Here is a 26,499-nt window from a genome sequence, read left to right as displayed (position 1 = left end):
GGGTCAGGTGCGTGCGGGCGGCGCTCGCGCTACCATCTGCCTGCGTCTTGACCGACGCGTCCACGCAACGCAGGTTTCACCAGGTCTCCTCCGTATGCGCTACATCCTTTCGCTGGACCAGGGCACGACCAGCTCGCGCGCCCTGCTGATCGACCATGCCGGGCAGATCGTCGCCGTCGCCCAGAAGGAATTCCCCCAGTTGTTTCCCCGCCCGGGTTGGGTCGAACACGATCCCGAAGACATCTGGGAGTCGCAATTGGCCGTGGCGCGGGCCTGCCTGGCACGGGCGCCCACCTCGCTGGTGGGCAACGGCTATTCGCGCGCGCCCGCCATCGCGATCGGCATCACCAACCAGCGCGAGACCACGGTGCTGTGGGACCGTGTCACCGGCAAGCCCGTGGCCCGCGCCATCGTCTGGCAGGACCGCCGCACGGCCGAGCGCTGTGACCAGCTGCGCCGGGAGGGGCAGGAGGCGCTGATCCAGCGCAAGACCGGGCTGGTGCTGGACGCCTATTTTTCCGCCACCAAGCTGCAATGGCTGCTGGACCATGTGCCCGGGGCGCGGCAGCGCGCGCGCAACGGCGAACTGGCGTTCGGCACCGTCGATGCCTGGCTGATCTGGAAGCTGACCAATGGCCGCGTGCACGCGACCGATGCCAGCAATGCCTCGCGCACGCTGCTGTTCGACATCCATCGCATGGCCTGGGACGAGGAACTGCTGGACCTGTTCGATATCCCCGCCAGCGTGCTGCCCGCCGTGGTGCCGTCGTGCGCGGTGCTGGGCGAGACCGACCCCGACCTGTTCGGCGCGGCCGTGCCGATCGCCGGCGTGGCGGGCGACCAGCAGGCGGCCACGTTCGGGCAGGCCTGCTTCGAGCCCGGCATGGTCAAGAACACCTATGGCACCGGCTGCTTCATGCTGATGAACACGGGCACCCAGCCCATGCCCAGCCAGAACAAGCTGGTGGCCACGGTCGGCTGGCAGGGGCCGGCCGCGGCCGAGCCGACGACGCGCACCGCCTACTGCCTGGAAGCGTCGGTCTTCATGGCGGGCGCCACCATCCAGTGGCTGCGCGACGGCCTGAAGATGATCGCCAGCGCACCCGAGGTCGAGCCGCTGGCCGCCAGCGTGGCCGATTCGGGCGACGTCTATCTGGTGCCGGCCTTTACCGGGCTGGGGGCGCCAGACTGGGACGCCTACGCGCGCGGCACGCTGATCGGCCTGACGCGTGGCACGACCCGCGGCCACATCGCCCGCGCGGCGCTGGAGTCGATCGCATTGCAGGCCACCGACGCGCTGACCGCGATGATGGGAGATTCCAGCCTGGCCATCCGGGAACTGAGAGTGGACGGCGGCGCCTGCGGCAACGACTTGCTGATGCAGATGCAGGCCGATTTCCTGGGCGTGCCGGTGGTGCGGCCCCAGGTTACCGAGACCACGGCGCTGGGCGCGGCCTACCTCGCGGGCCTGGCTACGGGGTTCTGGGCCGACGGGGCCGAGATCGCCGCGCAATGGGCGCTGGACCGGCGCTTCGAGCCCTCGATGTCCGAGACCGCCCGCCGCGCCAAGGTCGAACGCTGGCGCGAGGCCGTCGCGCGTTCGCGCGCCTGGGCCCGGACTTGACCGCGTCCACGCAGGCGCCGCTGCGCACCGACCGGGCCGGATTGCTGGCCCGGCTGGCCGAACCCGGGGGTTACGACGTGGCGGTGATCGGCGGCGGCGCCACCGGCCTGGGCGTGGCGCTGGATGCGGCCACGCGGGGCCTGCGCGTGGTGCTGGTCGAGGCCCACGACTTCGCCAAGGGAACGTCCTCCCGCGCCACCAAACTCATCCACGGCGGCGTGCGCTATCTCGCCCAGGGCAACCTCCCGCTGGTGCGGGAGGCCCTGCGGGAGAGACAAATCCTTCTGCGCAACGCCCCGCACCTGGCCCAGCCGTTACCTTTTGTCGTGCCCGCCTATCGCCTGGGTGAGAGGCCGTTCTACGGGACAGGACTGGTCCTGTACGATGCCCTGGCCGGCAAGGCCGGGCTCGGCCGTACCCGATGGCTCGACGCGCGCGCAACCTTGGCGCGACAGCCGGCGCTGCGGGCGCAAGGGCTGCGCGGCGGGATCGAATATTGGGACGGGCAGTTCGACGATGCGCGGATGGCGATCGCATTGGCGCGCACGGCCGCGCAGGCGGGCGCGCTGCTGCTCAATTATTGCGCCGCCGTGGACTTCATCCGGGAAGGCGGCAAGGTGGCCGGGCTGCGCTGCGAGGATGCCGAAACCGGGCGGTCATACGGGATACGCGCGAAATGCGTGGTGAACGCGGCGGGCATCTGGGTGGACGCGGTGCGCGGCCTCGGGCGCGAGACGCCGCAGGCCGAGCCGACCGTCACCTTCAGCCAGGGCGCGCACATCGTCGTGCCCCGCACGTTCCTGCCAGGTGATCGCGCCGTGCTGATTCCACGCACGCGCGACGGACGTGTGCTGTTCGCGCTGCCATGGATGGGCAGGACCGTCATCGGCACCACCGACACGCCGCGTCCCCGCGTCGTGCTTGAACCGCGACCGCTGTCGACCGAAGTGGCCTTCCTGCTCGGCGAGGCGGGACGCTACCTGGCCCGCGCGCCGGGCATCGACGACATCTCTAGTGCCTGGGCGGGATTGCGCCCGCTCGTGCGTCCGGGCGGCTTCGTCAGCACTAAGAACATCAGCCGCGAGCACCAGGTGCGGATCGACGGCGACGGGCTGGTCACGGTGGCGGGCGGCAAATGGACGACGTACCGCGCCATGGCCGAGGATACGCTCGACGCATGCATCGCGGCGGGGCTGCTGAAGACCGCGAAATCGAGCGCGACCGCCGACTGGCCGCTGGTGGGTGCCGCGCCGGGGCGGCACCGTGTTGCCGACATGCCCGACATCCGGGGATATGGCAGCGAGCAGGAGGCGGTGCTGGCGTTGCACGGCGCCCAACGAGACCTGGGCGGCGGGCTGACCGAAGCCATGGTGCGGTTCGCCGCGCGCCACGAATACGCCCGCACCGTGGAGGACGTGCTGGCGCGCCGCTCGCGCCTGCTGTTCCTCGATGCCCGGCTGGCGCGCGCGGTGGCGGCCGAGGTCGGGCGCCTGCTGAGGGAGGAAACCGGCGCGGATCCGTGCGTCGAGGTCTTTTGCGGGCTGGCCGAGGCCTACTTGCGCTGGCCCGAGGAGGTGTCATCCTCGGGTAGCACCAGTTTCTCCAGGTAGGCCAGATCCCAAGCGCTTAAGCGAGTCAAGCACGCTACGGGAAGAACCGCGCCCCGAACACGGCCTGGATGTCGTCGGCTATGGCGCCTGTAGCCAGCAACAGCGACAACAGCAGGCGGGCCTTGCTTGCAGACAAGCTTCCTGCTGGCAACAACCCGCGGGCGAGCAGATCGGTTTCTGATCCGGCGAACCCATAGGTCCGCGTGAATCCTCTTCCCGCCGGCACTCTGGTTGCCAGCACGACCGGCATCTGGCCGGCAAGCGAGGCCAACGCCTCGACAGCCTTTGCCGGCACGTGTCCGGCGCCCATGGCTTCGACAACCGCTCCGCCATAACCCAGGTCTTCCAAGGTCGCGGCAATACGCGCGTCTTCATCCAGCCCTACGGATAGCTGCGCCACGGGCACCCATTCGGGCTCGGCCGGATCCGCCATCCGGGCCAGAACCGACTCGACACGATTGCGGACCGGCCGGCACCCTATCCGCGCCTGCCCTTCGGCCACGAGTCCCAAGGCGCCAGCGCCGGGCGACGTGAAGGCGCTGGGCAGCGCAGTGTGCGATTTCCGGGCCAGGCGGGCGGCATGAATTTCGTCGTTCAAAACCACCAGTACGCCACAACGTGCGGCATCCGCGCTTGCCGCGACGGTAACGGCTGCGAGCAGATTGGCGGGGCCATCCGCGCCGGGCGCCTGCGCGCCGCGCATGGCGCCGGTTACGACGACGGGCCGTTCCAAGTCGAGCAGGACGTCCATGACAAAGGCCGTATCTTCGATTGTGTCCGTGCCCTGCACCAGTACGGCGCCAGCGAACTCGCCGGAGCGCAGTCTCTGCCGCAACAACTGGGCGACCTGCCACAAATGCCCCAGGGTCAGCGACGCACCCGGCAACATGAAAGGCGTCGCCACCTCGATCCGGGCCACTTGCTCCAACTGCGGCACGGCCTTCACCAACTGCGTTCCATCGAGCGTCGGACGAATGCCGCCGCCATCGTCCGCAGTCATGGTAATGGTGCCGCCCAGGGTCACCACCAGCACACGCGGCAAGGTCATTTTCTCTCCGGCTGCTGCGCATTGAACCAATCCAGGATCTGCTCACCGGTCCATACCAGGACTCCTTCGTGGGACAGCACGTGGTCGTAGAGCTGTTCCAGATACCCAATGCGATGCGGTACGCCGCTCAGATAGGGATGAACAGAGATCGCCATGATTCGCGGCGTATCTGCGCTGTCCTGGTACAAACGATCGAAGTGTGCCTTGCCCCGGCGCAGCATTTCGTCGGACGGATGCTGCTGCACAGCTGAAATCACCACATCGTTGAGTTCCACGGTATAAGGAATCGACGTCATCGACCCCTTGGAGGAGCGCAAGCGGACGGGCTGGTCGTCCAGGACCCAGTCCGCGACGTACTCGATGCCGCACTCGGCCAGATAGTCGACAGTGTCGTCGGTTTCAGTCAGGCCCGGGCTCTCCCAGCCGCGTGGCGCCTTGCCGGTAAAGCGCTGGATCTCATCGATGGTTTCCCGTATGGCGGCACGCTGGTCCTCGACCTTATGCATCGGGCGCTGCACGAGGCCGTGGCCCATGAATTCCCAGCCTGCGTCCCGCGCCGCGGTGCAGACTTCCTCGTAACGGGGGATTGCCGCGCCGTTGAGCGCAAAGCTGGCCGGCATCGAACGCGCGCGCAAAGCATCGAGGATCCTCCAGAAGCCCACCCGCATGCCGTATTCATGCCAGGCCCAATTGGGAACATCCGGCAGCATGGGCGCGCCCATGGGGGGAGAGAGCACCGCCCGCGGCATGGCTGCTGTCGGCTCCCAGACTTCGACGTTGACAATGTTCCACAGGACGACCCGCGCGTCGCCCGGCAAGGTCAGGCGGGGACGACGCACGATGGACTGATAGGGTGCGCGAGCCAGGACGCTCGAGCCGATGGGTTGGGTCATGATGCGCTTTGGTAGGGGAAGTCACTGAGACCCTGCATGATCTTCAGCCCGTCCGCCAAGGTCAACGCCGGCCGCCTGGAGTTCCATATATTGGACACATCTGGACGACTGGGTCGGGCGCGCCGCCGAGCCGCACCAACAGTGATCTGGAACCCGCATGCCATGGCCGGCGTTGGTGCGCGGCGCACCGTCATGCATGTCTTAAGTTCCAAATAGAGAAACATTAGACGAATGTGTTGACGGTGAAAATTGCCGACTTATAGAGTGGTCTGGACTATTCCGCCCTGACGGGCGACCCATCCACCGCCCTGGTTCATAACCATGAAAATAGCCACTATTTCGCTTGCCTGCTCGCTGCTCTGCGCGATCCCCCTCGCTCCTGCTTCCGCGGAAACCCAACCGTACCCGGTTAGGCCCGTCACCATCGTCACCGGCTTTCCGCCCGGCGGCATTTCCGACGTGCTGGCCCGGGCGCTTGCGGCGCGGCTGTCGGTTCAGATGGGCCAGAGCGTCATCGTGGAAAACCGGCCCGGCGCCGGCACCACCATCGCCTCGGCCTACGTCGCCAAGGCCGCGCCGGACGGCTACACCCTGTTGTTCCAGGATATGACGACGCATGCGATCAATGCCGAGGCCTATAAGCGTTTGCCGTTCGATGCGCTGAACGACTTCAGCCTGATCAGCCTCGTCGCGTCGACGCCGCTGATGATGGTTTCCAGCCTTGGCTCCAGGGCCGGCGACGTCAAGTCGCTCGTCGAACTAGCCAAGAAAAAACAAAGCCAAGTAAGCTACGCCTCCTCGGGCAATGGCACCATCATGCATCTCGCTGGCGAGTCCTTCAAACAAGCCATGGGCATCGATTCTCTGCACGTGCCATACAAGGGAGGCGCGCCTTCGGTGCAAGCCGTGGTAGCCGGAGAAGTGACCTATAGCTTCTTGAGCATGCCGCCCGCCGTCGCCCAGGCGAAAGCAGGAAAAATCCATGCGCTGGCGGTAACAACGGCCAAGCGGGTGGCCGCGATGCCCGATGTACCTACCTTCAAGGAACAGGGCATACCCTTGGAAATCGTCTTATATAGCGGCCTGATCGGTCCCAAGGGCATGCCGCTCGCCGTCGTTTCCCGCTTGAACGAGGAAGTCAGAAAAGCGCTCGAATCGCCGGAGATGAAGCAGACCCTGGTCAATGCCGGCGCCGACGCCTTGGCCAGCACGCCCGCGGAGTTCGACAGGCTGTTGAAATCGCAGGCCGCAGCCATGGCGCAGGCAGTCAAGCTCGCCAGCGTCACGTTGGATTGAAGAAAGCCAGACCCATGGCCACGACGACCATCGATGTGCATGGCGCCCAGACCGTCAGCCGCGCGGTCCGGGCTTTGCAGATCGTGGCGGCTCAAGCGCCAGAAGGCGTACGCCTGGTGGACGTCGCTCGAGAACTGGCCCTGCAGCGGCCGACCGCGCACCGGCTGCTCAAAGCGCTGACGATCGAAGGACTGTTGCAACAGGACGACCGGTCGCGCCGCTATACCCTCGGGCCGCTACTGTTCGAACTGGGTATTTCTGCAACGCACCAGTTCAATCTGAAGGAAGTGTGCCAGCCAGTGTGCGACTGGCTGGCGGAGCAGACAGGCGACACGACCTTCCTGTTCCTGCGCAGCGGCTATGACGCCGTCTGCATATCCCGCACCCAGGGCCCCTACCCGATTCAGACGCCGTCGGTGCCGCTGGGCAGCCGCCAGCCGCTCGGCGTGAGCGCCGGAGGACTGGCGCTGCTCGCAGCGCTGCCGGAAGACGAGATCGAAACGGTCATCCAGGCCGTCGCCCCGCGACTGGGCGCCTATGGCGATCTCGACGCGGACGAACTGCTGGAACTGGTCGGCCAGGCCCGTCTTTCCGGATACGCTGTCACGGGCAATCACGCGGCGCCTGGCGTGCGCGCCATCGGCCTGCCTATCTACAACGCCGCGGGCAGCCCTATAGCGGCCCTTGCCGTCGCTACCACGCAAGCGCGCATGACCGATGAACGCATCCGCGGCATTCTTCCAAAACTGAAAACCGCAGCCCGAGAAGTCACGCGCCTGTTGCGCCAATGATCGACACATGAACCGCTACCCTACACCCAACCTCGCCGCGCGCGCCGACAAGTCCATGGCCCGCAACATGACGTTACTTGCCCATCATGAGCTGCAAGGCTATGGCGGCCTGGGCGAAGGCATCGCCATGCAACAATGCGCCGACGGCCGACGCATCCTATGGCTGGCGCACGAGGCCGCGCCGAAGAACTTCACCGGCGTCGACGTGACCGACCCGCGCGCACCGTACGTGATCGTCCAGACCGAACTTCCGCACATGAAGGTACGTTCGAACTCGCTGGAAATCAGCGGCGACCTCATGGCCGTGGCCTACCAGACACAGTCACCGGGCATGAAACCCGCCGGCTTCGATCTGTTCGACATTAGCAAGCCGGAGTCGCCCCGCCTGGTCTCGCATTTCGACTGCTCGGGGCCGCATTCGCGCGGCGTGCATGCGTTGTGGTTCGTCGACGGGCAGTTCGTCCACCTGGCCTCCGGCGCGCCCGACTTCGAGCCGCGCAATCCGCTGGACGATCAGTTCTACCGCATCATCGACGTGCGCGAGCCTTCGCGCCCGGTGGAAGCCGGCCGCTGGTGGCTGCCGGGCACCCGTGCCGGCGACGCCGCCGAGCCCCCGGCCCGCCTGCCAAAGCAGTTCGACACAGGCTTTCGCGTGCACAACACCAACGTCTTTCCCGAACGCCCCGACCGCGCCTACATCGGCTATATCGACGGCGGCTCTATCGTGCTCGACATCTCCGACATGAGCGCCCCCCGTGCCGTTTCGAGCTGGAACCACTCGCCGCCTTTCAACGGCTTCACCCATACGGTGCTGCCGCTTTTCAGCCGCGATCTGTGGATCGTGAGCGACGAATGCGTCCAGGACAATGGCGCGGACTGGCCCAAGCTCGTCTGGGTCGTGGATGCCCGCAACGAAGGCAACCCGGTCCCGATCGGCACCTTCCCAGCGCCTCCGGTCGAGGCCTTCGCGCGACGGGGCGGCCGCTTCGGCGCCCACAATCTGCACGAGAACCTGCCGGCGCCCTGCTCGTTCCGCTCGGACCACATCATCATCGGCACCTTCTTCAACGCCGGCGTACGCGTCTACGACACCAGCAACCCCTGGCAAGTTCAGGAGCTGGCCTACTACGTCCCGGCTGCGCCGGCGCTGTCGCCCGTCGGCGCGATTCAGCTCAACGACGTCTACGTCGACGACCGCCGCATCGTCTATACCGTCGATCGATTCTGCGGCGGTCTTTATATTCTTGAAATGAACATCGGATGAGCTCTCCCATGAATCCAGGCTCGTCCGATCCGATGGCGGGCCGCTTTCCCCTGACCCTGGTAACGGGTTTCCTTGGCAGCGGCAAGACCACGATGCTCGCGCGGATGCTCACGCATCCGTCAATGAGGAACGCGGCGGTCGTCATCAACGAAATCGGCGAAATCGGCATCGACCACGATCTCGTCTCGTTCTCGTCCGAGAACGTATCCGTGCTCGCCAACGGCTGCATTTGCTGCACCGTCCGGACCGACCTGCAGGAAACCCTGCGCGAACTTTTCGGACAACGCCGGGCCGGCGCCATTCCAGACTTTGACCGCGTCATGGTCGAAACCACCGGCCTGGCCGACCCCGCGCCCGTCGTGCAGACGCTGCTTAGCGATACGATGCTGGCCGCCCACTTCCGGCTGGACGGCATCATCACATTGGTCGACGCGGTCAATGGCGGGCAGCAACTGGAGGAGTTCCCCCAGGCGGTCAAGCAAGTCGCACTGGCCGACCGCATCTTGCTTACCAAGACCGATCTCGCGGCGCCGGACGACACCGCCTCGCTGGAACGGGCGCTGCAAGCCGTCAATGCCAGCGCCGCCGTGCTGCGCGTCCAGCATGGGCAAGTGGAGCCTGCGCAGCTTACGGGACTGGGACTGGCCAGCACCCGCCTGTCCGCCCAGGCATTGAGTTTCCTGGGCGCGGCGCTTGATGCGCCCGACGACCAGGACGACGCCGAAGACAAGCCGCTGCGCCCCCACCTGCAGGACATCCGCACGATGTCGCTGCGGTTCGACGAGCCCTTCACATGGCCTGCCATCACAGGCGCCATGGAAATGCTCACCGCGCTACGCGGCCCGGACATGCTGCGCATGAAAGGAATCCTCAATGTCGAGGGGGATCCCGTTGTCGTCCAATGTGTCCAGCACATATTCCATCCCGCCGTACCGCTGGATCGGTGGCCCGACGAAAACCGGCAGTCGCGCCTCGTCTTTATCATGCGGGCAGTCGAACCGACAGTGGTGGAGGCGGTGTTCAACGCGGCTCAGGCGCTGGTGCGTAATGTGCGGTGAACGAGTGGGGCTCTGAGGGCTTCATGGCGCAGGCCTACTTGCGCTGGCCCGAGGAGGCGTCATCCTCGGGCACCACCAGCTTCTCCAGGTAAGCCAGGTCCTCGCGCAGCAGCCGCAGGGACTCCTTGACGTCGGGCACCCGCGCCCGGCGCGATTCGTCGCGGCGCAGGGCATGGATGGCCATGTCGGCGATGGCCTCGGCCACTTCCTGCTGGCCCAGGCGCCCGCTGGGCTTGAACCACCACGCGGTCCAGTTGCACATGCCGATCAGCCCGAAGGCCGCGACATGCGGGTCGGCCATGCGGAAATGGCCGAGCTGGATGCCGCGCTCGATGATGCCGCTGAAGTCCGCCAGCACGCTGCGGCGCGCCGTATGCATCGAGGCGCGCTGGCGCTGCGTGAGGTCCGACTCGTTGCGGTCGGCCACGCGGAACTCGGCCGGGCGCGACAGGATGAGATTGGCGTAGTCGGTGACCAGCTCCCGCAGCGCCTCGGCTGGATCGCGGTCCTGGCGGGAGACGGCGGCGTTGGCCAGTTCCCGGGCCGAGGTCAGGATTTCCTCGGTCAGCGCCCGCAGGATCGCGTCCTTGTTCTTGAAATAGTAGTAGACGGCGGTACGGCTCAGGCCCAGCGATTCGGCGATGTCCTGCATGCTGGTGCCGCCCGTGCCGCGTTCGATGAAGAGCTTGGCCGCGGCGTCCAGGATGGCGCCGCGCAGGACTTCCCCTTTCATCGTTGCCTTGGTGGGAAGCTCGTTCACGGATAGGGACTTTCCAGGATATGGGGCAGGAACGGGTGCCGGCCCAGGAGCCGATTATGGCATGTCGAAACCCCGTCTTCCCAGGGAAAAGGGGCGCGTCGGCGAGTTTTTTTGACACTTCTGTCGGAATTTCTACGTATATTGACAGTTAAGTCAAAAAGTAGTCGAATGTGACAAAAGACGGTTGCATCAGCCGTCCGCGTCATCAGGAGACCCATCGTGAGCACCGGCGCCAACGCCCCCCAGCACGTCACCGCAGGCTTCTTGAACACCGACTGGAACCCCCGCGATCTTCCGGCCGGCGCCTCCACCCGCAACGTCGTCCTGCGCACCGATGACGACGCCGCCACCACGGGCTCGCTCTACCTGCCGGCGGGCCCCCGGCCCCGGACCGTCGTGTGCGTGATGCACCCGCGCGAATTCATGGCCTGCCACTACCTCATTCCCGACATCGTCGGCGCCGGCTATGCGGCCTGGTCGCAAGGCGCGCGTTCGGTCGGCAACGACCTGCGCCTGGAGCACGAGACCGCGCTGCACGACGTGGCGGCCGGCCTGGCCTTCCTGCGCGGGCAGGGGTTCGAGCACATCGTGCTGCTGGGCAATTCGGGCGGCGCGGGCCTGTATTCCTTCTACGCCCAGCAGTCGTCGCTGCCGGCCGCCGAGCGCATCGCCCGCACGCCGGGCGGCAAGCCTTCCGGCCTGGCCGGGCTCGACATGCCCCAGGTCCAGGGCCTGGTGCTGGTGGGACCGCATCCGGGGCAGGGCGCGCTGCTGATGAATTGCATCGATCCCTCGGTACTGGACGAAGGGGACGCGCTGTCGGTCGACCCGACCCTGGATCCGCTGAATCCCGACAACGGCTACCGCCCCGGCGGCCAGGCGCGCTATGTGCCCGGGTTCGTCGCGCGCTACCGGCAGGCGCAGCGCGACCGGGTCGAGCGGCTGGACGCGCTGGCGCGGCAGTCGATCGCGCAGCGGCTGGGCGCGCGCAAGGCGCTCAAGGGCCGCGAGGACGCTTCCCAGGCCGAGCGCCGCGTGGCCGCCCATACACCCGTGATGACGGTCTGGCGCACGGATGCCGACCTGCGCTGCCTGGACCTCAGCCTGGATCCGTCGGACCGGCATTCCGGTTCGCTGTGGGGCCGCGATCCCTATGCCTCGAACTACGGCGCCGTCGGTTTCGCGCGCTTCTGCACGCCCGAGAGCTGGCTGTCGACCTGGTCCGGCCTGTCGTCCAACGCCAGCCTGGCGGCCGCCGCGGACGCCATCGTCCAGCCCACCCTGATCATCGAATACACGGGCGACCAGGCCTGCTTCCCGGGCGACGTGCGCGCCATCCACGATGCCCTGGCCACGGCCGACAAGCGCCACCTGCGGGTGCGCGGCGACCACCATGGCCGCGCGCTGGCCGAGGGCGAGGAGCCGGGCCGCTACGAGGCCGGCCGCCAACTGGCCGCCTGGCTGCGCGAGCGCTTCGCGCGCTGACCACCATCCATATGCAAGGGGAAACGACATGAGCACCAGCCTGAACGCCAGCGCCACGCCGGCAGGCAAGACGACCGAAGCCGCGCCCGGGGCGCCGTCCGCCCACGGGCTCGCGTTGCGGGGCGTCGATCACACGGCGCGGCCCACCTGGAAGCTGCGCGAGACCGTGGCGTTCTACCGGGACATTCTGGGCCTGCCCCTGATCCATGTGATCTCGGCGCGCGGCTGGGGGCCGGCCACGCATCCGGACTTCCTGCATTTCTTCTTCGACAGTGGAAACGGCAGCACCATCGCCTTCTTCTATTACCTGGGCTCGGAGCCGCCCGTGGCCATGCGCGATCGGCCGCCCATGGCGCCCGTGCCCGACGACCACGTGTTCGACGCCACCCACACCGCATGGCTGGTCGAAGGGCAGGACGAACTGCGGGCCTGGAAGAAGAAGCTGGAGGACGCCGGCCTGCAGGTGTCGGTCGAAACCACGCACGAAGTGATCGAGTCGATCTACGTGCGCGATCCGAATGGCTACTTCATCGAGTTCACCCGCAAGCTTCGCCCGTTGACCCAGGTGGATGCCCTGGACGGACAACTGACGCTGCAGGCCGCGCTCGAAGCCGAGGACGAGGCCCGGGCCGGACAGCGGCGCGTGTCGGACATCGCCGAGATCTGGTCGCGCAAGGCCCGGCTGGTCGCAGAACACGTGCGGCCCGGCCAGGCGCAGGTATCTCCGGCGGTGCGCATCTTCGTGCCCCGCGTGCGCGAGTTCGCCGCCCTCGTAGACGATGCGCGCGGCCGCGGCGACTGCCGCGTCGACACCCTGGGCGACTACGACCGCATCGAAAGCGACGGCCCCATCGAGTTCCGCCGCAAGGCGCTGGGGCTCAAGCCCGCCATCTGGTATGGCCTGTTCACCGGCGGCGTGCAGGGCCGCATCGAAACGCTGGACCGGGATTGCGCTCGCATCGTTCCAGAGGCCGCCTGAAGTCCAGGCGGAGGAGACCATCATGCAAGACATACGGCACCCGATAGAAGGGGTCATCTACCATCCGGCCGAGCGCGCCGCATCCTACCTGGACAGTGGCGCGTGGATGCGGTCATCGGTGGGCGATGCCTTGCGCGCTACCGCGCGGCGCTTGCCCGGCAAGGCGGCGTTCATCACCGACGAAGGCAGCCTGAGCTTCCAGGAGCTGGACGAACAATCGGAACGGCTGGGGGCGGCGCTGCTGGAGACGGGCCTTGCGCCCGGCGACCGCGCCATCTTCCAGATGGGGACCACGCTGGAAACCGTGCTGGCGCTGGCGGCCTGCTACAAGGCCGGCATCGTGCCCGTCTGCTCGCTGCCCCAGCATCGCGAGCTGGAGATCGGCCAACTGATCCGGCAGTCGGCGGCGCGGGCCTATTTCGTGCAGGCCGATTTCCATCCCAGCTTCGACCTGACCGCCTTCGCCCGCAAGATGGCCGAGGGCAGCGACACGCTGCGCCATCTGATCGTCGCCCGCGGGCCGGCGGGCGAGGGCGGCCTGGCCCTGAGCGACCTGATCGCCGGCATGCCGCTCGAGGCCGCGCGCCAGCGCCTGGCCGAGGCGCCGCCGGGGCTGGGCGACGTGCTGAGCTTTCAGCTCTCGGGCGGTACGACGGGAATGCCCAAGATCATCCCGCGCTTCCACGCCGAATACCTCGGCCATGCGCTGGCCTGCGCGGGCATGTACAAGCTGCGCGAGGACGACCGCTTCATGTGGGCGCTGCCGCTGCTGCACAACGCGGCCCAGGTATACGTGCTGATCCCCGTGTTCGCCATGGGCGTGTCCGCCGTGCTGATGCCCAAGCTGGACCTCGTCCGCATGCTGGAACTGATCGAGGAACACCGGGTCACCCGCGCCGTCTCCATCGGCCCCATCGCCCCGCAGCTCATGACCTATCCTGACCTGGCCCGGCACGACCTGTCGGCCCTGCGTCTGTTCATCACCATGAGCCGCGCCGACCGCCTGGAGGCGCACCTGGGCGTGCCGTGCTCCAACCTGTTCGGCATCACCGAGGGACTGCTGCTGGGATCCCCGCCCGACGCGCCGCAGGCCCGGCGCTTCCAGACCCAGGGCTGCTCCGGCTGCCCGCAGGACGAACTGCGCCTGTTGGAGCCCGACTCGGAAAAACCGGTGGCGCCCGGCCAGATGGGCGAACTGTGCTTTCGCGGCCCCGCCACGCTGCCGGGCTTCTTCAACGCGCCCGAGGCGAACGCCCAGGCCTACACCTCGGACGGCTTCTATCGCACCGGCGACATGATGAGCGCCCATGTGGTGGATGGTGTCACCTGCTACGCCTTCGAAGGCCGCCTGCGCGACAACATCAACCGCGGCGGCGAGAAAATCGGCTGCGAGGAAGTCGAGGGCCTGGTGGGCGCGCACCCGGCCGTGGCCGAGGCGCGGCTGGTGGCCATGCCCGATCCCGTCTATGGCGAGAAAGGCTGCATCTACATCGTGCCGCGCCCCGGACAGGCCGCGCCGCAGGTCAAGGAACTGGCGGACTTTCTGGTCGCCCAGGGCCTGGCCAAGTACAAGTGCCCGGAGCGCGTCGAAGTGATCGAGGTCTTCCCGGTGACCAAGGTGGGCAAGCTGGACAAGCCCGCGCTCAAGCGCATGATCGCCGAGAAGCTGGCGGGCGAGGCCGGTGCCGGCGGCCAGGACCCCAAGCAGGAGAGGCCGGCATGACCAGCACCGAACACGTGATCTCGACCACGCCCTTCGTCGTGCGCCGCCGCGTCAAATGGGGCGACTGCGACCCCGCCGGCGTGGTCTACACCGTGACCTTCGGCGAATACGTCATCTCCGCCGCCGAACTGTTCTACGGCATGCTGTTCGATTCCACGCCCCAGCGCGTCAAGGACGAACTCGGTTTCGGCACGCCCAGCCGCGCGCTGTCCTTCGACTTCCGCGCTTCGCTGTGGCCGGACGACGAATTCGACATGCGCGTCACCGTGGAAGCCATCCGCCAGCACACCTACGCGCTCGACATCACCGCCACCACGGCCGCCGGGCAGACCGCCTTCATCGCCAAGCTGACCCCCATCTGCGTCGCCCGCGGCGAGCGCCGGGCCATTCCCGTGCCCGGCGTGCTGCGCGACGCCTTGTCCTCGTACCAGACCGCCTGCGGCGCCGCCGCGGCGGCAGGGAGCCTCGCATCATGAAAATCGCCGTCATCGGAGCCGGCCCCGCCGGCCTGTACTTCTCGCTGCTGGCCAAGAAGCACGACCCGTCCCACCAGATCCAGGTCTACGAACAGAATCCCGCCGGCGCCACCTACGGCTGGGGCGTCGTGTTCTCGGACGTCGGCCTGTCCTTCCTGCAGGAAGCCGATCCCGAGTTCTTCAAGGCGTTCGTGGCCCACCACGAACGCTGCGACTACATGGAAATCGTCCATCGCGGCACCCACGTCCAGGTCCATGGCAACCACTTCTCGCGCACCGCTCGCATCGACATGCTTCGCGTGCTGGAAGACGCCTGCCGGCGCGAAGGCGTGAAGATCGAATACAACCGCCGGATCGACGACGTATCCGCGCTGGCGCGCGAGGTCGACCTGGTGGTGGCGGCCGACGGCGGCAACAGCGCCGTGCGCAAGCAATTCGCCGACCACTTCCAGCCCAGCTTCGAGAAGCGTCGCAACAAATTCGCCTGGTACGGCACCCGCCAGCGCTTCCACCCGGTCTCGCTCATCTTCCGCGAGACCCCGCACGGCGTGTTCATCGCCCACAGCTACCAGTACAGCCCCGAACTGAGCACCTTCCTGGTCGAGGTCGACCCCGACACCTGGCAGCGCGCCGGCCTGCATGAAGCCAGCGAGGACGAAAGCCGCCGCTATTGCGCCGACGTCTTCCGCCCCGAACTGGGCGGCAACGAACTCCTGACCAACCGCTCGCTCTGGTTCGAGGCCAACATCGTCCGCAACGAACGCTGGACCTGCGGCAACATCGTCCTGCTGGGCGATGCGCTGCGCACCGTGCACTTCTCGCTGGGCTCCGGCACGCGCATGGCCATGCAGGACGCCATCGCCCTGCACCAGGGGCTGGTGCGCCACCCCGGCGACCTCCAGGCCGCCTTCGCCGCTTTCGAGACGCAGCGCCGACCCGCCTCGTCCAGCTTCCAGAACGCCGCCGCGCGCAGCCTGGACTGGTACGAGAACGTTGCCGACAAGATGCACCTCGACCCCGTCTCGTTCGCCTACGACTACATGCGACGCACCGGCCAGGTCAGCCACGAGGACCTGAAACAGCGCGACCCCCATTTCGCCGCCGCGTGCGAGGCCCTGTCCTGCCACCAGCCGGCGCCCGCCACCGCCTGATCCCCACACCAACGAAGCACAACACGAGGAGACACCATGAAAACCATCCTGCGCGGCGCCGCCGCCCTAGCCCTGGCCCTGGCCCTGAGCGCCGGCCATGCCGGTGCCCAGGCACCCGCCTATCCCTCCAAGCCCGTGCGGGTCGTCCTGCCCTACTCGGTCGGCAGCGGCCCCGACGCCGTCACCCGCCTGGTCGGCGAAAAACTGTCCAAGGCCTGGGGCCAGCCCCTCATCGTCGAGAACAAGCCGGGCGCCAACGGCTGGCTCGCCATCGGCGACGTCAAGCGCGCCGCGCCCGACGGCCTGTCCCTGGTCGTGGTCGACAACACCCACATGACCCTGCACCCGCACCTGTACAAGAAACTGCCCTTCGACCCGGTCGCCGACTTCGAGCCCGCCTCGCCCGTCTACACCACCAACTTCTTCATCGTCGTCTCGGCCAAGTCGCCCTGGAACAACGTCGCCGACCTCATCGCCGACGCCAAGGCCAAGGGCGGCAACCAGACCTACGGCACCTGGGGCCTGGGCAGCGTCGCCCACATCGGCGCCTCCATGTTCCAGACCCAGACCGGCACCCGCATGACCCACGTGCCCTTCAAGGAACTGCCCCAGCTCTACACCGCCGTCGCCACCGGCGAAGTCGACTGGGCCTTCGGCACCGCCGCCACCGTGGCCCAGCTCTACCAGGCCAAGAAGGTCAAACTGCTGGCCCTGGCCGCGCCCAAGCGCCTGGCCCTGTATTCCGGCGTGCCCACCGTCTCGGAGGCCGGCGGCCCGGCCAACTTCGAACTCAAGACCTGGGTCGCCCTGTTCGCGCCCAAGGGCACTCCCAAGGCCGCCATCGACGCCATCAACAGCGGCGTCGCCAAGGCCGTGGCCGAGCCCGACGTGCGCAAACAGTTCGATACCTTCGGCTTCGAAGCCTGGCCCGCCTCGGCCGCCGACCTCGCCCAGGCCGTCAAGGCGGACACCCAGCGCTTCGAGTCGGTCGTCAAGATGGCTAATATCACGCTGGACTGACCGTGAATTGGCCGAGGTCGCGCGCCAACCGCAGCGGCGCGCTTCCATCCATCTCAGGGCTCGTAGCCGTTCGGATTCCGGGATTGCCAGCGCCAGCCGTCGGCGCACATGTCTTCGAGGGTGCGGGTGGCCTTCCAGCCGAGCAGGGCTTCGGCGGTGGAGGGGTCGGCCCAGCACTCGGCGATGTCGCCGGGGCGGCGGGGCTGGAACTCGTAGGGGATGTTTCGACCGCTGACCGCACTGAACGTGTTCAGCAGCTCCAGCACGCTGGTGCCGCGGCCGGTACCGAGGTTGACCGCAGCAAAGCCTCCGGTCGTTCCCCATGCGTGCTCCAGGGCTTTGACGTGGCCGATGGCCAGATCCACGACATGGATGTAGTCGCGCACTCCGGTGCCATCGACCGTGGGGTAGTCCTTGCCGAAAATATTCAGGTGCGAGCGCCTGCCAACGGCCACCTGGGTGATGAACGGAAAGAGATTGTTGGGTATGCCCTGGGGCGCTTCCCCCAGCATCCCGCTGGGATGGGCTCCGATGGGGTTGAAATACCGCAGACAAATGGCCCGTCGTTCGGGAAACGCGGCGCACCAGTCACGCAGGACTTGCTCCACCATGGCTTTCGTCTGGCCATACGGATTCACCGGCGCGATCGGATGCATTTCGGTGTACGGCTGTTCGCGTGGAATACCGTAAACGGTTGCGGATGAACTGAAGACGATGGTGCGGACCTGTGCCCGGTCCATCGCCTGCAGCAGGGTCAGCGTCCCGGCGACGTTGGTCTGGTAGTAGTCCAGAGGCGCGGCGACGGATTCGCCCACCGCTTTCAGGCCGGCGAAGTGCACCACCCCCTGGACGGAGGCTCCGCGTGCCGCGGCCTGGTGGAATACTGCATCCAGCGTGGCCGCATTCCTGATGTCTCCTTCGATGACGTCGAGAGCATGGCCGGTCAATGCTTCGACACGCTTGAGCGCATGTACCGAACCGTTCGAAAAATCATCGAGGACGATCGGGCGATAGCCGGCCTGGATGAGCTCGATCAGGGTATGGGGCCCGATGTAGCCGGCGCCGCCGGTGACGAGCAGGGTCGGGCTGGAAGCTCGCTGCAAGGAGTGACCTCGAAGGCTGGATGACATGGCGCCAACCATACCGGACCGGCGCGTGGGTATTGTAACGAAAAGCGCGGGTATTCCCGTGGATGAGCGAGGTGGTCGGGTTAAACTGCGGCTTCGCCGTCGGCCGACTGCGTGTCGGGCTTTTTTCTTCGTCTTCTAGGACTACTGCCAGATGGGACTTGTTCCAATCATCCTCTCCGGAGGCAAGGGTACGCGCCTGTGGCCGGTATCTCGGGAACTGCATCCCAAGCCTTTCATTCGTTTGGCGGATGGCGAAAGTTTTCTCCAGAAGGCGTATCGGCGGGCCATCGGGCTCGATGGCGTCTCCCGGGTCATTACGGTCACGAACCGGATGCTGTCGTTCAAGACGATGGACGAATATCGGGCCTTGGGTCAGTCCCAGATCGAATGCGGGATGCTTCTCGAGCCCGAGGGACGTAATACCGCGCCCGCCTTTGCCGCTGCGGCCGCTGCCGTCTCCCGGCGTTTCGGGCCACAGGAAGTGTTGCTGTTTCTTACCGCTGATCACCTGATCCAGGATTTTCCCGCGTTCAGGCAAGCCGTGGAGCAAGCGGTGCAATTGGCGCAAGCCGGCAGGATCGTGACCTTCGGGATTCGCCCCGAGTCCCCGGAGACCGGGTACGGCTACATCGAGGCTTCAGGAACGGATGTGCTGCGATTCGTGGAGAAACCATCGCTTGACCGTGCGCAGGAATTCCTCGCCAGCGGCCGTTATCTATGGAACTCCGGCATGTTCTGTGTGCGCGCGGACGTGGCAGAAGAGGAGCTGAAGCAGCATGCTCCCGAAGCGTGGCAGGCCGCCGAGCAGAGCCTGGCGGCAGGGCGCACACTGGAAGGCCAGCACGAATGGCAAATCATGCTGGACGAGAAGGCTTTTGCCTTGGCTCCCGACATTTCCGTTGACCATGCGCTCATGGAAAAAACGGGACGGGCCTCGGTCGTGCCCTGCGACATCGGTTGGAGCGACATCGGGTCCTGGGCCGCGTTCGGCAATCTGTTCCCGAGCGATGGCAAGGGAAATCAGATCGACGGCGACGTCATCGCGGTCGACACCGAGAACTGCTATGTGCATAGCGATGCCCGGGTGGTCGGGGCGATAGGCCTGAAGGATCTTGTCATCGTCGATACACCGGATGCCCTGCTGGTCGCACGCAAGGACAAATTGCAGGACATCAAGAGCGTCGTGGCCCATCTCAAGGAGCGAGGCGACGATGCCTATCAGATCCATCGCACGGTTCATCGGCCCTGGGGGACCTATACGGTCCTCGAAGAAGCCGAGCGCTTCAAGATCAAGCGCATCGTCGTGCATGCGGGGCAATCGCTCTCGCTGCAGATGCACCATCACCGAAGCGAACACTGGATCGTCGTGAGCGGCGTTGCGCGCGTCACCAACGGCGAAGACACGTTTCTGGTGAACAGCAACGAATCCACTTATATTCCCGCAGGCCACAAGCATCGGCTGGAAAACCCGGGCATCATCGATCTCGTGATGATAGAGGTCCAGAGCGGTGAATACCTGGGAGAGGACGATATCGTCCGGTTTGCCGACATCTACGGCCGCAATTGACTACTCGTTTATCTCGAATACTCGTCAAGGTTCCAAATGTTTTTTCATAGCATGCGGCATGAGCTCGTCGAGACAGTCCGCAAGCCCCACCTATGGGCGCTGCTCGCCTGGTACGACATCAAGCAGCGCTATCGGCGCTCGGTGCTTGGCCCGTTCTGGTTCACGATCAGCACCGCGATCCTGATCGGCACACTGGGCCTCTTGTGGGCCACGCTTTTCAAGATGAACCTGCACGAATACCTGCCGTATTTCGCGGCAGGCAACGTGATTTGGACTTTCATCGCCATGCAGTTGAACGAGGCGACGACAGGCTTCACCCAGTTCGAAAGCCTCATCAAACAGACGCGGCTGCCGTATCCGTCCTATGTGCTGCGGCTACTTTGTCGCAACTTCATCATCTTCCTCCACAACTTCATCATCGTTATCGTGGTGGTGACTTTCGTGGGCAATGGCTGGGGGTGGGTATCTCTGCTTGCCATACCCGGTTTCCTCTGCCTGGCTGCCATCACGCTGAACGTGTCGTTCGCCTTCGCCATCATCTGCACCCGGTATCGCGACATGATTCCCGTCGTGCAGAACCTGGTCACGGTCGCCTACTTCCTGACGCCCATCATGTGGCAGTCCAGCACGCTTCCGCCCCAGCATCAATGGGTCGCCCAGCTCAATCCAATCAGCCATCTGCTAGATGTGGCCCGCATGCCGTTGCTGGGGGAGGTCCCCTCCATGGTGAGTTGGATGACGGCCCTGGGACTTTGGTTGGTGTCCGCGGGATGCGCATGCTGGCTGTTTGCGCGTACGCGGCATCGTGTCGCTTATTGGATCTAGCATGTCAGCACACATTCGCGCCGAAAACCTGTCGGTCGAATTTCCGATCTACAACGCCTCGCACCGCTCGCTGAAGAAGGCGATCATCAGTGCAAGCACCGGCGGCAGGATCGCATCCGATGCCGGCCATCGAGTCTCCGTTCGCGCTATCGATGGCCTGAACCTCGATATTCGTCCTGGCGACCGGGTTGGACTGCTCGGGCACAACGGAGCCGGCAAGACCACGCTGCTGCGTGTACTTTCTGGGGTCTATCCGCCATCGTCCGGCTCGCTTTCCGTTCAGGGAAGAGTGGTGGCGCTTACCGATATCGCCCTGGGCATCGACGGCGAATCGACCGGGTTCGAGAATATCGTGCTCCGTGGCGTGATCATGGGATTGTCTCCCAAGGAGATCGCCGACAAGATGGATGAGATAGCCGAGTTCAGCGAGCTTGGCGAGTATCTCAACATGCCCGTCCGGACGTATTCCAGCGGCATGCAACTGCGGTTGGCTTTCTCGGTGTCGACCTGCATGACGGCCGACATCGTGCTAATGGACGAATGGTTGTCCGTGGGCGATGCGCAATTCAATGCCAAAGCTTCGCAGCGGCTGGAGTCGATCGTGGCGAAATCGTCCATCCTGGTGATTGCGTCGCACGACCGTGGCACGATCGAGCGGCTGTGCAACCGGACGATCATGCTGGAGCACGGCAAAGTCGTGGAGCAGACCTGAGCGGGCGGGTTGCCCGCCGGTCTCAGGTGGCCGCCCGCATGCGTTCGCGGTAGTAGGCCTCCAGCCGCTCCACCATCAGGTCGGCCGTGTAGTCTGTCTCGTATCTTCGCCGCGCGGCCCGTGACAGACTCGCACGTAAAGGCGCATCTTCGATGGCCCGTTTCAGGACCGCCCCCAGCGCCTGCGCATCGCCGGGTGTGAAAAGCAGCCCATTCTGGCCGTCTGTGATGATTTCCTTGACCCCGCCCACGTCCGGCCCGATTACCGTCTTCGCGAAGACGGAAGCTTCCACGAAGATCAAGCCGAAAGATTCATACCGGCTCGGTGCCACGAAAATATCGCAGGCCTGGTAGGCTTGCTGAAGAGCCTCGGCCGACATCGGACCTGTGAAGCGGACTCTGTCCAGCCAAGGGGCGTCCGCATGCCGGGATTCGAATTCGCCCTTGTAGTCTTTTTCTCCGGCAACGGGTCGGTTCTCGCCCACCAGAGTGAAGGTCAGCTCGGGACGGGCAGCGGCCAGACCGGGAATCGCCTCCAGCAGCAGGTCGATGCCTTTGCGGTATTCGAAGCGGCCGACGTACAGCACGTTGAGTTGGCCGGGGGCTATGGCAGGGGCTGAGCCCGGGCCGGCATCGCCCAGGCCGTGCGGCACGACCGTCGCTCCTGCTGTCGCCAGACCGTAGCAACTCCGAATATCCGCCAGCACGGAATGGCTGTTGGCCAACAAGGGAACCCCGCTTCGAAGAACCAGGCGTTCGGCGGCAATCATCTTGTCGACCAGCGTCGATCGTATGGTCGCGTTGCGTTGCCATTCAGGTTTGTGCGGCAGGGCCAGCCCATAAGTGGTGTGCAGGCTCATCACGGTCTTGAACTGGCCGCTGGTTGCGCACGCCAGACCTTCCAGGTCCCAGATGGGAAACGAGATCAAGTCGAGGCCGCGGTGTGCGGCAATGCGCAACGCTTCGTTGTAGACCGCATAGCAGCCTGCCCGGATGTCGTCGGGCAGGTCGGGCAGGGGCGGGTTCGCCTGCGTCGTGAACGTCGGGGCCGATATCCGGTGCACCCACACGTTGTTCACCACGTCCACCGTAGGATCCTGTCCCTCCGCCACGCGGGTGATGACGCTGACCTCGTGGCCGCGCCGGGCCAGGCCTTCCGCAACCAGTCTTGTCCAGACCGCGATTCCACCTACGGCTCCGTCTAGATACTCGCGTGAGATCAATGCCAACCGGAGCCGTTCTCCCGGTTGCAGGATGGCTGGAAAGGGCTTGAACGGGAGAGAAGTGGAAGGACGGTATCGGGCGAGCGTGTGCTGACCTTCCGGATGCTGCCCGGCGTCTTCCATGCCATCCACCACCCCTTTCTCCAGTTCCTGGATCAGGCGGTCGCGCGTGGCCGCATCGATCTTGCCGGCCAGATGCAGCGTGCGCATGTCCCCGCTCGTTTCAGCCTGGTACGAGGCCACGCGTTGCCTGGCAGCCGCCTCGTCGCCGGGCAGCGCGAACTTCATGCAGAAATAGGCCTTGCTCCGCGCAGGATAGTACAGACTGGTCGGCAGCCGCTCGGCGTTGCGCAAGTGACTGGCCGCATACTTGTGCAGGACCTGGGCGGCTCCCGCCATTTCGAGGTCGTAGCCTGCTTCGACCACCCGCAGGCAGACGTCGGTCTCGTCCAGGAAATAGGCGTACTCTTCATCGAAGCCGCCTATTTCCTCCAGCACCGATCGCCGGAAACTGGAGTTGCAGCCGGTCAGGCTGAAATATCGCCGCGTACCAGGCCGATGGATGGCCTGCGCGGTTTCGGGGCTGGGGAAGCCTTGGTTGTCGCCGTAGCGGTCGCAGACCACGACCTGGGCCTGGAACAGAAGGCCGGTGTGGTTGCGGATGAAGCCGCCAACTCCTCCTACGTCGGGCCTGCGGTATCCGCGTACCAGCTTGTCCAGCCAATCGGGTTCCGGGATGCCGTCGTCATCCAGGAACGCCACGATGTCGCCAGAAGCCTGGGCAATACCGATATTTCTGGCCTTGGAAAGATTGGTAATGTCGCAATGCGCCAGCTTGATGTCCGGCAGGTACGTGGCAAGCATCTCTTCCGAACCGTCGGTGCAGGGACCCAGCACCACCACGACCTCGAATTCGGGGTATCGCAGATACTTGAGCGCCTGGAGCGTGACGCGCAGTGCTTCCTTCCGATTGTAGGTACAGATGACAACCGATGCTTTCACCGAGGATGCTCCGCGCCTTGCTGCCCGGCCCCCGCGGCCGGCGCGCCGTCGCTTTTCGAGGCCAACTGCGTCTTCAGCATTGCAATCTGTGCCCGCAGGTCGTCCTGTTCGCGTTTCAGATCGACGATGCAGGCCCGCAGGGAATTGATGTCTTCCAGCAGGTACATCTGGCTGCGACTGTAGCGCAACCACGAATGCATCCGCTTTGCCGTACGGTGGATGCCGGGCGTGACCAGGCCCGAGCGCAAGCAGGCCCGATAGGTTTTTTCGAGAATTTGGATCATTTCGACGTTTTATCTAAGGCGCCTGAGCAGGCGAACGGCTTTTCCGACGATAGTGCGTGTAGCCGCAAGAACGGGGCCGACGAGGGGCAGATCATACAGGCCCAGGTACATTTTCCAAATGCGATAGCCCTTGGACAGCTGGAAGTCCAACGGCTCGAAAGGAGAGGTACGCAGAGTGTCCAGGCCGGCGCGCTGGTCGGCCTCTTCGGCGTATTTGAGCAGGCGTTTCCGGAGATGCTGGACTTCCTCCTGCAAGGCCTGTATTTCTTCATCACGAGGCACAGGACTTGCGGACGGGGAATGAGAGATGGGATTGAGAGTCATCGTTGCGATAGCGGTAAGCCTGTTCAATTGCCCGTTGGTCCGAAAATCGAAGCGACGCGTTGGCGATGCGCTTCCTCCGAATGTCGTTCTTCTATCAGACGTTGGGCATTGCGAATAAGAGGCAGCGGCTGGATGCTGCCATTGGCAATAGCGGCCAGAGCATCAGCATAGTGTTCGATCAACACTTCATCGTCCGCCTCATGTGCAATGAGTACGCCGGTCTGAGGTGTGATGACTTCCCGCAGGCCGCCTACGTCGGGCGCGACAACAAGCATGCTACAGGAAAGGGCCTCCAGCACCACGTTAGGGAGCCCATCATAGGACGATGTGTACAGAAACAGGTCATACTGGTCATGGGGAAGGCTGCTGAATCCACGGAATGCTCCTCGGTGACGGACAGGCCCGTCACGACTTACGCCCGCGGGCATGGAGTAGCCGAACACCGAGCTACCGTACATATCTATGGATGCCTTCACTCCACGCTCTTCCAGCTTTCGTGCGATCCTGGGGACCAGGTCGGGCCTTTTCTGGGTATCGATACGGGAAGCCCACAAGATGCGCAAAGGCCTGGAGCCAGGCGAGTACGGTAGCCGTGTGACCGATTCCGCCGAGGGAGGTACCGGGGCATACAGCGTCTCGGCCTTCGCCGGCGCCAGATGCACCGTTTTTTCAAGGTCCCCAAGGATTCGACCATGATCCGAGATGACCCAGCCTATCCCATTCAACGCTTCTGAAAGAAAATTTAGCGAACTGCCGTAGGTGAAGTGTAATTGTTGGTGAGGCAGCGTTTCCGCACAAAAATAATAGTAAGCAATTCGATTTTCCGGAAGGGCTCGGTAATAGCGAAGCAGGAAATCAATCGCGAAGCCAGGCCCGTTGGTATGGAGCCTTGCACGAGGGGCGGAGGATTGAATGAGGCGGAGCAGGAGTGGACCCAGGTCTTCGACGCCATGCCTGTTCGCTAATGCTCGCAGGTCCAGGAAATCGACATTGGCGGGTAGTTGATCCACGCCCTCGTGTTGCTCGAATTCTTGTCCCGTCATGATCAGGACGCGTTGCGCCACATTCGTCGCAAGCAGGGATTTCGAGACTTCGAGGAGAAATTTCTCGGCTCCGCCATTCGACAGGAAAGGCAGAAGAACGACATCGTCGTAGATGCCGCCGTTCAGTTTTTCGAGCGCCTCGAAATAGGCGGACGCGAGACCAAGTGCCTGCTGGTACGGCCAACCGACGTTGGACCCCATGGGCATGTATTTCAGGTGTTCGAAATCGATACCGGGTTCGATCTGATTCGCCGCATAAACCAGTTCAAGAAAAACCTGGGAATTCATGCAGTACAGGCGAGTACCTTCGGGTGCATATTTCGGCACCTTGGGCGATTTGCGGGCGGCATCATGGGAGACTCGCAATCCCTTCAGGAAATGGTCGGCTGAAAAATACTTGGAGTAAGGACAAAGTTTGTCATGTCCTTCCTGAGCCATAATGCTGGTCGAGCGTTGGCGGTAGAAAAGAATGGTATTGGCCGCCGTTCGGAATTCATACCCTGCGGCAACGGCCTCGCAGTTGAATTGCCAATCTTCGTAGGCAAAAAAGCGAGTTGCCTTCGTATCCACGTACCGGATGTCCTGAGCAAGCTCCCGAGGAAAAAAAACCCTGGAGCAAAACGGGTGGTATCCGAAAAATGCAAGCTTGGAAACGCGGTCCGTACCGAAGTACTGCCAGAGATGATAGCGAGTGCCAAAAGCGTAAAGAAATTCGGGGACAATGATGGCACGGGGATTCCGTTCGGCTTCCTCCATCATCGCCGAAAAAAAATTGAATGAAACGAGGTCGTCGCCATCTGCAGTGGCAATATATCTGCCGCGTGAAGCCGCGATTCCCGAATTCCGAGCGGGACCCAGCGAGCCGTGCGATACCTCGAGAATGCGAATTTCGCCCATCCCGCTGAAGTCCATGGCTGCGACCTTGGTTGCAGTTTCCGGGGTGGCGTTGTCGAGCACGATGACGAGTTCAGCGCTCACCCCGTCGGCGCGTGCATAGGCCATGGCTTCGCGCAAGGAAGCGACTGTCCGGTCAAGGAAACGTGCCTCGTCATGAAGATTGAGTACGATCGAAATGTCGATGCTGGGCAGGGCAGGGGAAGACAATGGGGATTCCCGCGATTAGACCTTGGCAAGCCGGTGAATATATCACTCGGTATCGCCGGGATAGTGGGACATTGTCGGGCGATTGGAGAACGGAGTCGATGCAGATTG

Annotated in this window: 22 protein-coding genes; 15 read left to right on the top strand and 7 right to left on the bottom strand. The window is 64.8% G+C overall.

Going from position 1 to position 26,499, the window contains the following annotated elements; translation table 11 throughout:
• The first annotated feature begins 94 nt into the window (after nucleotides 1–94).
• On the top strand, nucleotides 95–1,624 hold the full coding sequence (gene glpK, locus EGT29_RS22870) for a glycerol kinase GlpK (protein ID WP_124691144.1): 1,530 nt from the start codon (nucleotides 95–97) through the stop codon (nucleotides 1,622–1,624).
• Nucleotides 1,621–3,234: a glycerol-3-phosphate dehydrogenase/oxidase gene (locus EGT29_RS22865; protein ID WP_238160177.1), complete on the top strand. Its 1,614-nt coding sequence runs from the start codon at nucleotides 1,621–1,623 to the stop codon at nucleotides 3,232–3,234. Before glpK ends, EGT29_RS22865 begins: the two co-directional genes overlap by 4 nt.
• Before the next feature lie 34 nt (nucleotides 3,235–3,268).
• On the opposite strand, the gene EGT29_RS22860 is transcribed toward EGT29_RS22865, so the two are convergent.
• Both EGT29_RS22860 and EGT29_RS22855 read right to left on the bottom strand, forming a co-directional pair.
• On the bottom strand, nucleotides 3,269–4,282 hold the full coding sequence (locus EGT29_RS22860) for an asparaginase (RefSeq protein WP_124691142.1): 1,014 nt from the start codon (nucleotides 4,280–4,282) through the stop codon (nucleotides 3,269–3,271).
• Nucleotides 4,279–5,175, bottom strand: a complete 897-nt coding sequence (locus tag EGT29_RS22855; protein ID WP_124691141.1) for a polysaccharide deacetylase family protein — start codon at nucleotides 5,173–5,175, stop codon at nucleotides 4,279–4,281. Before EGT29_RS22855 ends, EGT29_RS22860 begins: the two co-directional genes overlap by 4 nt.
• A 321-nt stretch (nucleotides 5,176–5,496) precedes the next feature.
• On the opposite strand from EGT29_RS22855, the gene EGT29_RS22850 reads away from it, so the two are divergent.
• The 4 genes from EGT29_RS22850 to EGT29_RS22835 are packed head-to-tail and all read left to right on the top strand — an operon-like array spanning nucleotide 5,497 to nucleotide 9,584.
• Complete coding sequence (locus EGT29_RS22850) at nucleotides 5,497–6,471, top strand: tripartite tricarboxylate transporter substrate binding protein (RefSeq protein WP_124691140.1); 975 nt, start codon at nucleotides 5,497–5,499, stop codon at nucleotides 6,469–6,471.
• Nucleotides 6,472–6,485: 14 nt separating this feature from the next.
• Complete coding sequence (locus tag EGT29_RS22845; RefSeq protein ID WP_124691139.1) at nucleotides 6,486–7,262, top strand: IclR family transcriptional regulator; 777 nt, start codon at nucleotides 6,486–6,488, stop codon at nucleotides 7,260–7,262.
• Nucleotides 7,263–7,269: 7 nt separating this feature from the next.
• Nucleotides 7,270–8,526, top strand: a complete 1,257-nt coding sequence (locus EGT29_RS22840; RefSeq protein WP_202865559.1) for an LVIVD repeat-containing protein — start codon at nucleotides 7,270–7,272, stop codon at nucleotides 8,524–8,526.
• An 8-nt stretch (nucleotides 8,527–8,534) separates the two neighbouring features.
• Nucleotides 8,535–9,584 (top strand): GTP-binding protein, encoded by a 1,050-nt coding sequence (locus tag EGT29_RS22835; RefSeq protein WP_161567920.1) that lies wholly within the window; start codon nucleotides 8,535–8,537, stop codon nucleotides 9,582–9,584.
• Between the two features lie 34 nt (nucleotides 9,585–9,618).
• Here EGT29_RS22835 and EGT29_RS22830 read toward each other — a convergent pair whose 3' ends face one another.
• Nucleotides 9,619–10,344, bottom strand: coding sequence for a TetR/AcrR family transcriptional regulator (locus EGT29_RS22830; RefSeq protein ID WP_124691137.1), 726 nt, complete (start codon nucleotides 10,342–10,344; stop codon nucleotides 9,619–9,621).
• Nucleotides 10,345–10,563: 219 nt separating this feature from the next.
• On the opposite strand from EGT29_RS22830, the gene EGT29_RS22825 reads away from it, so the two are divergent.
• The 6 genes from EGT29_RS22825 to EGT29_RS22800 are packed head-to-tail and all read left to right on the top strand — an operon-like array spanning nucleotide 10,564 to nucleotide 17,178.
• On the top strand, nucleotides 10,564–11,829 hold the full coding sequence (locus EGT29_RS22825) for an alpha/beta hydrolase (protein ID WP_124691136.1): 1,266 nt from the start codon (nucleotides 10,564–10,566) through the stop codon (nucleotides 11,827–11,829).
• Nucleotides 11,830–11,857: 28 nt separating this feature from the next.
• Nucleotides 11,858–12,808, top strand: coding sequence for a VOC family protein (locus EGT29_RS22820; protein ID WP_124691135.1), 951 nt, complete (start codon nucleotides 11,858–11,860; stop codon nucleotides 12,806–12,808).
• Between the two features lie 22 nt (nucleotides 12,809–12,830).
• Nucleotides 12,831–14,531 (top strand): AMP-binding protein, encoded by a 1,701-nt coding sequence (locus tag EGT29_RS22815; RefSeq protein WP_124691134.1) that lies wholly within the window; start codon nucleotides 12,831–12,833, stop codon nucleotides 14,529–14,531.
• Nucleotides 14,528–15,007 (top strand): thioesterase family protein, encoded by a 480-nt coding sequence (locus EGT29_RS22810; protein ID WP_124691133.1) that lies wholly within the window; start codon nucleotides 14,528–14,530, stop codon nucleotides 15,005–15,007. Before EGT29_RS22815 ends, EGT29_RS22810 begins: the two co-directional genes overlap by 4 nt.
• On the top strand, nucleotides 15,004–16,158 hold the full coding sequence (locus tag EGT29_RS22805; RefSeq protein ID WP_124691132.1) for an FAD-dependent monooxygenase: 1,155 nt from the start codon (nucleotides 15,004–15,006) through the stop codon (nucleotides 16,156–16,158). The genes EGT29_RS22810 and EGT29_RS22805 overlap by 4 nt, the downstream gene beginning before the upstream one ends.
• Before the next feature lie 36 nt (nucleotides 16,159–16,194).
• Nucleotides 16,195–17,178 (top strand): tripartite tricarboxylate transporter substrate binding protein, encoded by a 984-nt coding sequence (locus EGT29_RS22800; RefSeq protein WP_124691131.1) that lies wholly within the window; start codon nucleotides 16,195–16,197, stop codon nucleotides 17,176–17,178.
• 53 nt (nucleotides 17,179–17,231) lie between these two features.
• Here the strand turns inward: EGT29_RS22800 and galE are convergent, their stop codons facing one another.
• Nucleotides 17,232–18,281, bottom strand: coding sequence for a UDP-glucose 4-epimerase GalE (galE, locus tag EGT29_RS22795; protein ID WP_238160176.1), 1,050 nt, complete (start codon nucleotides 18,279–18,281; stop codon nucleotides 17,232–17,234).
• 178 nt (nucleotides 18,282–18,459) lie between these two features.
• On the opposite strand from galE, the gene EGT29_RS22790 reads away from it, so the two are divergent.
• Genes EGT29_RS22790 through EGT29_RS22780 form a run of 3 tightly spaced genes read left to right on the top strand, consistent with a single transcriptional unit; the run spans nucleotide 18,460 to nucleotide 21,412 of the window.
• Entirely contained in the window at nucleotides 18,460–19,875 is a 1,416-nt protein-coding gene (locus EGT29_RS22790) for a mannose-1-phosphate guanylyltransferase/mannose-6-phosphate isomerase (protein ID WP_124691129.1), read from the top strand.
• A 51-nt stretch (nucleotides 19,876–19,926) separates the two neighbouring features.
• Nucleotides 19,927–20,700 (top strand): ABC transporter permease, encoded by a 774-nt coding sequence (locus EGT29_RS22785; protein ID WP_238160175.1) that lies wholly within the window; start codon nucleotides 19,927–19,929, stop codon nucleotides 20,698–20,700.
• A 1-nt stretch (nucleotide 20,701) separates the two neighbouring features.
• Nucleotides 20,702–21,412, top strand: a complete 711-nt coding sequence (locus EGT29_RS22780; protein WP_124691127.1) for an ABC transporter ATP-binding protein — start codon at nucleotides 20,702–20,704, stop codon at nucleotides 21,410–21,412.
• Nucleotides 21,413–21,434: 22 nt separating this feature from the next.
• On the opposite strand, the gene EGT29_RS22775 is transcribed toward EGT29_RS22780, so the two are convergent.
• The 3 genes from EGT29_RS22775 to EGT29_RS22765 all read right to left on the bottom strand — a co-directional run bounded on the left by EGT29_RS22775 (nucleotide 21,435) and on the right by EGT29_RS22765 (nucleotide 26,391).
• Nucleotides 21,435–23,636, bottom strand: coding sequence for a glycosyltransferase (locus EGT29_RS22775; protein WP_124691126.1), 2,202 nt, complete (start codon nucleotides 23,634–23,636; stop codon nucleotides 21,435–21,437).
• Nucleotides 23,633–23,920 carry a hypothetical protein gene (locus EGT29_RS22770; protein WP_124691125.1) on the bottom strand — a complete coding sequence of 96 codons (288 nt, stop codon included), beginning with the start codon at nucleotides 23,918–23,920 and terminating at the stop codon, nucleotides 23,633–23,635. Before EGT29_RS22770 ends, EGT29_RS22775 begins: the two co-directional genes overlap by 4 nt.
• 347 nt (nucleotides 23,921–24,267) lie before the next feature.
• A complete protein-coding gene (locus tag EGT29_RS22765; RefSeq protein WP_124691124.1) occupies nucleotides 24,268–26,391 on the bottom strand; it encodes a glycosyltransferase in 2,124 nt (707 codons plus the stop codon).
• Nucleotides 26,392–26,499 lie beyond the last annotated feature (108 nt).

Origin of the sequence: Pigmentiphaga sp. H8 (genome assembly GCF_003854895.1) — a bacterium.
Lineage (GTDB): Bacteria > Pseudomonadota > Gammaproteobacteria > Burkholderiales > Burkholderiaceae_B > Pigmentiphaga.
This window is presented reverse-complemented; position numbering and strand designations above follow the sequence as displayed.

Excerpts from the sequence above, each read along its gene's own strand:
- EGT29_RS22800 (WP_124691131.1), top strand. The coding sequence starts at position 16,195 with ATGAAAACCATCCTGCGCGGCGCCGCCGCCCTAGCCCTGGCCCTGGCC.
- EGT29_RS22805 (WP_124691132.1), top strand. The coding sequence starts at position 15,004 with ATGAAAATCGCCGTCATCGGAGCCGGCCCCGCCGGCCTGTACTTCTCG.
- EGT29_RS22850 (WP_124691140.1), top strand. The coding sequence starts at position 5,497 with ATGAAAATAGCCACTATTTCGCTTGCCTGCTCGCTGCTCTGCGCGATC.
- EGT29_RS22840 (WP_202865559.1), top strand. The coding sequence starts at position 7,270 with ATGAACCGCTACCCTACACCCAACCTCGCCGCGCGCGCCGACAAGTCC.
- glpK (WP_124691144.1), top strand. The coding sequence starts at position 95 with ATGCGCTACATCCTTTCGCTGGACCAGGGCACGACCAGCTCGCGCGCC.
- EGT29_RS22790 (WP_124691129.1), top strand. The coding sequence starts at position 18,460 with ATGGGACTTGTTCCAATCATCCTCTCCGGAGGCAAGGGTACGCGCCTG.
- EGT29_RS22845 (WP_124691139.1), top strand. The coding sequence starts at position 6,486 with ATGGCCACGACGACCATCGATGTGCATGGCGCCCAGACCGTCAGCCGC.
- EGT29_RS22855 (WP_124691141.1), bottom strand. The coding sequence starts at position 5,175 with ATGACCCAACCCATCGGCTCGAGCGTCCTGGCTCGCGCACCCTATCAG.
- EGT29_RS22835 (WP_161567920.1), top strand. The coding sequence starts at position 8,535 with ATGAATCCAGGCTCGTCCGATCCGATGGCGGGCCGCTTTCCCCTGACC.
- EGT29_RS22785 (WP_238160175.1), top strand. The coding sequence starts at position 19,927 with ATGCGGCATGAGCTCGTCGAGACAGTCCGCAAGCCCCACCTATGGGCG.
- EGT29_RS22820 (WP_124691135.1), top strand. The coding sequence starts at position 11,858 with ATGAGCACCAGCCTGAACGCCAGCGCCACGCCGGCAGGCAAGACGACC.
- EGT29_RS22810 (WP_124691133.1), top strand. The coding sequence starts at position 14,528 with ATGACCAGCACCGAACACGTGATCTCGACCACGCCCTTCGTCGTGCGC.
- EGT29_RS22770 (WP_124691125.1), bottom strand. The coding sequence starts at position 23,920 with ATGATCCAAATTCTCGAAAAAACCTATCGGGCCTGCTTGCGCTCGGGC.
- EGT29_RS22815 (WP_124691134.1), top strand. The coding sequence starts at position 12,831 with ATGCAAGACATACGGCACCCGATAGAAGGGGTCATCTACCATCCGGCC.
- EGT29_RS22860 (WP_124691142.1), bottom strand. The coding sequence starts at position 4,282 with ATGACCTTGCCGCGTGTGCTGGTGGTGACCCTGGGCGGCACCATTACC.
- EGT29_RS22780 (WP_124691127.1), top strand. The coding sequence starts at position 20,702 with ATGTCAGCACACATTCGCGCCGAAAACCTGTCGGTCGAATTTCCGATC.